We start from the raw sequence: 286 nt of genomic DNA, 5'->3' as shown, positions 1-286 counted from the left end.
AACGAAAACGGGGTATTTCCTGGTAGAGGCCTTGGCGTTTTGGAGTAATCGGGTAGAGTGTGGGTGCTGGGACGACGCCGATGAAGAGGAGGGACTTCATGATCTGTCAAAGCGAGGCCGCCCGCACCGCGGCTCAGTTCCTATCGTTCGGGTCCTTTTTCCTATCATGCCCCTTGGGGCTGTGGGACTCATGCCTGTTCGCGCAAATATCGTTTGACCGTGTCCTTGAGGACGCCATGAACCCTGCGACGCATAGGCCGTCCACGACGGCGACCTCAAGGACACG

The 286-nt window shown here is 58.0% G+C and carries 1 protein-coding gene; it reads left to right on the top strand.

Features of this window, described 5'->3' with window-relative positions:
* Positions 1–98: 98 nt before the first annotated feature.
* The coding region (locus NE591_RS15725; RefSeq protein ID WP_256157159.1) for a hypothetical protein at positions 99–286 on the top strand (188 nt) is incomplete at its 3' end.

This window comes from Adlercreutzia sp. DFI.6.23 (assembly GCF_024462535.1).
In the GTDB taxonomy this organism is placed as follows: Bacteria; Actinomycetota; Coriobacteriia; order Coriobacteriales; family Eggerthellaceae; genus Adlercreutzia; species Adlercreutzia rubneri.
This window is presented reverse-complemented; position numbering and strand designations above follow the sequence as displayed.